The 5,052-nt window shown below is 72.0% G+C and carries 5 protein-coding genes; 4 read left to right on the top strand and 1 reads right to left on the bottom strand.

The annotated features are described in order from the left end of the window. Positions 1 to 291 precede the first annotated feature (291 nt). Entirely contained in the window at positions 292 to 1,020 is a 729-nt protein-coding gene (locus I53_RS09665; RefSeq protein ID WP_043349758.1) for a GntR family transcriptional regulator, read from the bottom strand. A gap of 176 nt (positions 1,021 to 1,196) precedes the next feature. On the opposite strand from I53_RS09665, the gene I53_RS09660 reads away from it, so the two are divergent. Genes I53_RS09660 through I53_RS09645 form a run of 4 tightly spaced genes read left to right on the top strand, consistent with a single transcriptional unit; the run spans position 1,197 to position 5,008 of the window. Then, a complete protein-coding gene (locus tag I53_RS09660) occupies positions 1,197 to 1,946 on the top strand; it encodes an aspartate/glutamate racemase family protein (RefSeq protein WP_043349762.1) in 750 nt (249 codons plus the stop codon). After that, positions 1,943 to 3,025 carry an ABC transporter ATP-binding protein gene (locus tag I53_RS09655; RefSeq protein WP_043349755.1) on the top strand — a complete coding sequence of 361 codons (1,083 nt, stop codon included), beginning with the start codon at positions 1,943 to 1,945 and terminating at the stop codon, positions 3,023 to 3,025. The genes I53_RS09660 and I53_RS09655 overlap by 4 nt, the downstream gene beginning before the upstream one ends. 37 nt (positions 3,026 to 3,062) lie before the next feature. Continuing rightward, positions 3,063 to 4,106, top strand: a complete 1,044-nt coding sequence (locus I53_RS09650; protein WP_043349754.1) for an ABC transporter substrate-binding protein — start codon at positions 3,063 to 3,065, stop codon at positions 4,104 to 4,106. Next, a complete protein-coding gene (locus I53_RS09645) occupies positions 4,103 to 5,008 on the top strand; it encodes an ABC transporter permease (RefSeq protein ID WP_043349751.1) in 906 nt (301 codons plus the stop codon). The genes I53_RS09650 and I53_RS09645 overlap by 4 nt, the downstream gene beginning before the upstream one ends. The last annotated feature ends 44 nt before the right edge of the window (positions 5,009 to 5,052 follow it).

The following is a 5,052-nucleotide window of genomic DNA, read 5'->3' as shown; positions in this document are numbered from 1 at the left end:
ATCGACTGCACGATCCGCAACATCTCGGACGGCGGCGCCCGCCTGCGCGTCGTCAGCGTGATCGGCGTTCCCGACGCCTTCGTGCTGTCCTACGGGATCAACGGTCAGCGTCGGCCGGTTCGCGTCACGTGGCGTCAGGAAACCGAACTCGGGATCGCGTTCGACGACGCCTGACGGCCCGCGCCGGACGAGGCTTCCACGCCCACCCGTGTTGAGGGGCGGATCGGAGGGGCGTGGAAGGCCTGCGTCCGGCTGGTGGCCCACCGATGCGCCGACAGGGTTAACGTTTCCTTACCGGGCGGCGGGGGCCGCGCGCCGGGCGTGGAGCGTCTCGGCGATCACCACGCCGGTCCGCAGCACGTGGCGATGGGCGATGGCCCCGGCCTCGGCGGCGTCCCGCCCGGCGAGGGCCTCGAACAGATCCCGGTGCTCCCGGGCGGATTCCGCCCAGCGGCTGCCGCTGGAGAGCGCGCGCAGGCGCGCCCACTGAGCCCGGGCCTGGAGCGGCGCGTGGGCCTCCGCCAGCGGACGGTTGTGGGCGGCCGTGACGATCGTCCGGTGGATCTCCTGGTTGAGGGCGAAATAGGCGTCGAGCGCCTGGTCCCGGTGCATGCGGTCGAGCTGAGCCTGCTTGCCGCGCAGGTCGTCCATCAGGGCCTCGGAGATCCGCGGCGCGGCGAGTTCCGCGGTGAGCCGCTCGATGCCGGCCAAGGCCTCGAACAGTTCGAGGATCTCTTCCGGCGTCCAGTCCGGGACGCGCGCGCTGCGATTCGGGTGCAGGTCGACCAGCCCCTCCGCGGCCAGGAGCTTGAGGGCTTCCCGCAGCGGGGTCCGGGAGACCCCGAGCGCGACGGAAAGGTCCGTCTCCACGAGGGTCGCGCCCGCCGGCAACACGCCGCGGACGATCATGTCCTTGAGCCGGGCCGCCGCCTGCTCGTGCAGTCCGATCCTGTGCACCTGCGCGGCGGGGACGATCAGGGCCTTGCGGGGCCGGCCCCGGCCTCGTGCGACGACGTCCATCGATCCTCCCGCTTCACCGCGCCAGCCTAGCGCGTGCGGCCGCCCGATCGATGATCCATTTTTCGGCCACTTGCGCTGCCATATCATGCATTTGCGCAAATTGCATGCAGCATGCAGAAAATACCTTGTCGCTCGTCCCGGCCTGTCGGATGCTCCGCGTGTCGGGGAAGGATGCGATGGAACGACCGAACCGCACGACGCGCCTGGGCATGCTGACGCCCTCGTCGAACAGCGTCCTCGAGCCGGCCACCGCCCATCTGCTGGCCGGCTGCGCGGGTGTGAGCGCCCATTTCGCCCGCTTCCGCGTGACGGAGATCGGCCTGTCGGCGGCGGCGCTGGACCAGTTCGACCCCGAGCCGATCCTGAGCGCGGCCGACCTGCTCGCCGACGCCCGGGTCGCCGCGATCCTGTGGAACGGCACCTCCGGCGCGTGGCTCGGCTTCGACGCGGACGAGCGCCTCGGCGCCGCGATCACCGACCGGACCGGACGCCCGGCCTCCACCGCCGCGCTTGCCTTCCGCGACCTGTTCCGCGCCCGGGGCTTCCGGCGGATCGGCCTCGTCACGCCCTATACCGGCGACGTCCAGCGCCGGATCCAGGCCAACTGGGGCGCGGCCGGATTCGACTGCGGCGCCGAGCGCCATCTCGGCCTGTCGGAGAATTTCGCCTTCGCCGAGGCCGGTCCCGAGGCCATCGCCGGCATGGTCCGGGCGGTGGCGGCCGAGGGCGTCGACGCGGTGGCGATCGTCTGCACGAATCTCGCGGGCGCCGTCCTCGCTCCGGATCTGGAGGCCGAACTCGGCGTGCCGGTGATCGATTCGGTGGCCGTCACCCTGTGGAAGGGCCTGGACCTCGCCGGCTGCCCGACCGCGCATCTCGCCGCCCATGGCCGCGCCTTCGCGGCGGACGGGGAGGGCCGTCCGTGAGCGCCGGAGCCGGAACCACCCTGATCCTCGACGGGATCACCCAGCGCTACGGGACGGCGCTCGCCGTCGACACCGTGACCCTCGACATCAAGGGCGGCGAGCTCGTGGCGCTGCTCGGGCCCTCGGGCTGCGGCAAGACCACCCTGCTGCGGGCGGTGGCGGGCTTCCTGAAGCCGACGGAGGGGCGCGTCATCATCGGCGGCCAGGCGGTCGACCACCTGCCGCCGAACCGCCGCACCGTCGGCATCGTGTTCCAGAACTACGCCCTGTTTCCCCACATGAGCGTCGCCGACAACGTCGCCTACGGCCTCGCGGCCCGGGGGGTCGGGCGGGCCGAGCAGAAGGCACGGGTGGCCGAGATGCTGGCGCTGGTGCGGCTGGAGCACCTCGCCGGGCGCTACCCGCGGGAGATGTCGGGCGGCCAGCAGCAGCGGGTGGCGCTGGCCCGGGCGCTCGCCGTGCGCCCCTCGATCCTGCTCCTCGACGAGCCCTTCGCGGCCCTCGACAAGAACCTGCGCCTCGACATGCAGATCGAGATCAAGCGCATCCAGCGCAGCGCCGGCACCACCACGCTGATCGTCACGCACGACCAAGAGGAGGCCCTGTCGATGGCCGACCGGGTCGCCGTGCTCAATGCCGGCCGCCTGGAGCAGTTCGCACCGCCCACCGACGTCTACGACCGCCCCGAGACGCTGTTCGTCAACACCTTCGTGGGCACGGCCAACGTCCTGCACGGCCGGCTCGCGACCGGGCCGGGGGGCACCCGCGTGGTGGCCCTGGAGACCGGCGGCCTTCTGCCCACCGTCACGGCCTTGCCGGACGGGACGCGGGTGGCCGCCTGCCTGCGGCCAGAGCACGTCGCCTTCGCAACCGGAGGGGAGGGGCTCGACGGCGTGGTCGAGATCGGCCTGCCGCTCGGCGCCACCCTGGTCCACGAGATCCGCCTCGACGGCGGCGCCCGCCTGAAGACCGCCGAGGCCCGGGCCGCGGGCGCCCGGCCCCGGCCGCCCGGCACCCGCGTGCGCCTGTCGCCGACCGCGCCCGAGCGGGTCAGCGTCTTCCCCGATTCCCGCCACTGAAGCCGAGCCGCCCGAGTCCGAGCCAGGAGAGCCGACCATGACCCTGCACCGCCGCAGCCTCCTCGCCGGCGCCCTGACCCTCGGCGCCGCGCAGGCCTTCCCGGGCCTGTCCCGCGCGCAGGCGCGCAAGCTCGTCTTCGCGACCTTCACGGGCAGCTGGGAGGAGGCGCACCGGGCCGTGCTGGTGCCGGCCTTCCGCAAGAGCTCGGGGGGCGACGTCATCCTCGATCCGATGCTCTCGGTCGACCAGATCGCCAAGGTCCAGGCCGCTCGCGCCAACCCGCCGATCGACGTGATGCTGCACGATCCGGGCCCCGCCCTCACGGCCATCGCCCAGGACCTCGTCGAGCCCTATCCGGTGGCCCAGTCGGCCCATTACGGCGACCTGATCGCCGACGCGCAGGAGCCGATGGGCCCGGCGCCGTTCTTCCAGATCGTCGGCCTGACCTACAACCCCGAGAAGGTGAAGACGCCGCCGACCTCCTGGGCCGACCTGTGGAAGCCCGAGTACAAGGGCCGGGTCGGCATCACCAACCTGAACTCGACGCTCGGCACCGGCTTCCTCGTGGAGATCGCCCGGATGCACGGCGGCTCGGAGACCGATGTCGAGCCGGGCTTCAAGGCGCTGGAGGCGCTCAAGCCGAACCTCGCCGCCGTCGCGGCCAACCCGGGCGCCCTGGCGGCCCTCTACCAGCAGGAGCAGGTCGACATCGGGCCGGGCAATTTCAACGCGATCCAGATCCTGAAGGCCCGGGGCGTGCCGGTGGAGTTCGCGATTCCGAAGGAGGGCATCATCGCCTTCAAGACGACGATCCACATCGTCAAGAACACGCCGGTGAAGGAGCTGGCCTTCAAGCTGATCGAGGCCGCCCTCTCGCCGGAGGTGCAGGCCAAGCTGATGCAGAGCCCCTACCTGATCGTGCCGACCAACCGGAAGGTCGCGATCGAGGGCGCGATCGCGAAGGTGCTGGCCAAGGACGCGGACGAACTGAAGCGCAAGTCGGTCTTCCAGGACTGGGCCGCGATCAACCGCAGCCGGTCGGCCTGGATCGAGCGCTTCAACCGCGAGATCCGGGTGTGACCGCCGGCCCGGCCATGGCGACGGCGGGCCCGGTCGCGGCGCCAGGCCGCCCGGTCCGCGCCTGGACGGCGGCCTACGACATCCGCCTCGCCCTGCCCCTCGGGGCGTTCTTCCTGGTCTTCTTCCTGGCGCCGCTGGCGCTGCTGCTGCTGGTGAGCTTCTACGCCGATCCGGGCATGACCCGGTTCGGCCTCGACCAGTACGCCCGGTTCCTGCTCGACCCGTTCTCCCTGCGGGTGCTCGGCGCGACCCTGTGGCTCGGCGTCGAGGTCACGGCGCTGACCCTGCTGCTCGGCCTGCCGCTGGCGCTGCTCCTGACCTGGGCGCCCGGCCGGCTGCGCGGCCTGCTGACCCTGATCGTGCTGCTGCCGCTGCTCACGAGCGTGGTGGTGCGGACCTTCGCGTGGATCGTGATCCTCGGGCGCCAGGGCATCGTCAACGCCGCCCTCCTCGGCCTCGGCCTCACCGACACGCCCCTGAAGCTGCTCTACACCGAGGGCGGCCTCGTCCTGGCGCTGGCGCAGGTGCAGATGCCCCTGATGGTCCTGCCGCTGGTGACCGCCCTGTCGCGGATCGACCCGAACCTCGCCGACGCCTCGGCGGCTCTGGGGGCGGGGGCGTGGCGCACCTTCCTCCGGGTGACCCTGCCGCTCTGCCTGCCCGGCATCGTGGCGGGCTGCCTGCTCACCTTCGCGGCGGCGATCACGGCCTTCATCACCCAGTCGCTGATCGGCGGCGGGCAGATGCTGTTCATGCCCATGTACCTGTACCAGCAGGCCTCTTCGCTCAACAACTGGCCTTTCGCGGCGGCGATCGCGATCGTCTTCCTCGTGGCGGTGCTGGCCTGCGTGACGCTCCTCAACCTCGTGGGCCGCCTGTCGCGCGGCTACGCGCAAGCCTGAGGTCACCATGCGGACGTCCCTGCGGCGCGACTTCGGACTCTAGA

The organism is Methylobacterium sp. B1 (assembly GCF_000333255.1).
GTDB lineage: Bacteria > Pseudomonadota > Alphaproteobacteria > Rhizobiales > Beijerinckiaceae > Methylobacterium > Methylobacterium fujisawaense.
The sequence above is the reverse complement of the archived record's forward strand: the minus strand, read 5'-3'. Positions and strand labels throughout refer to the sequence as shown.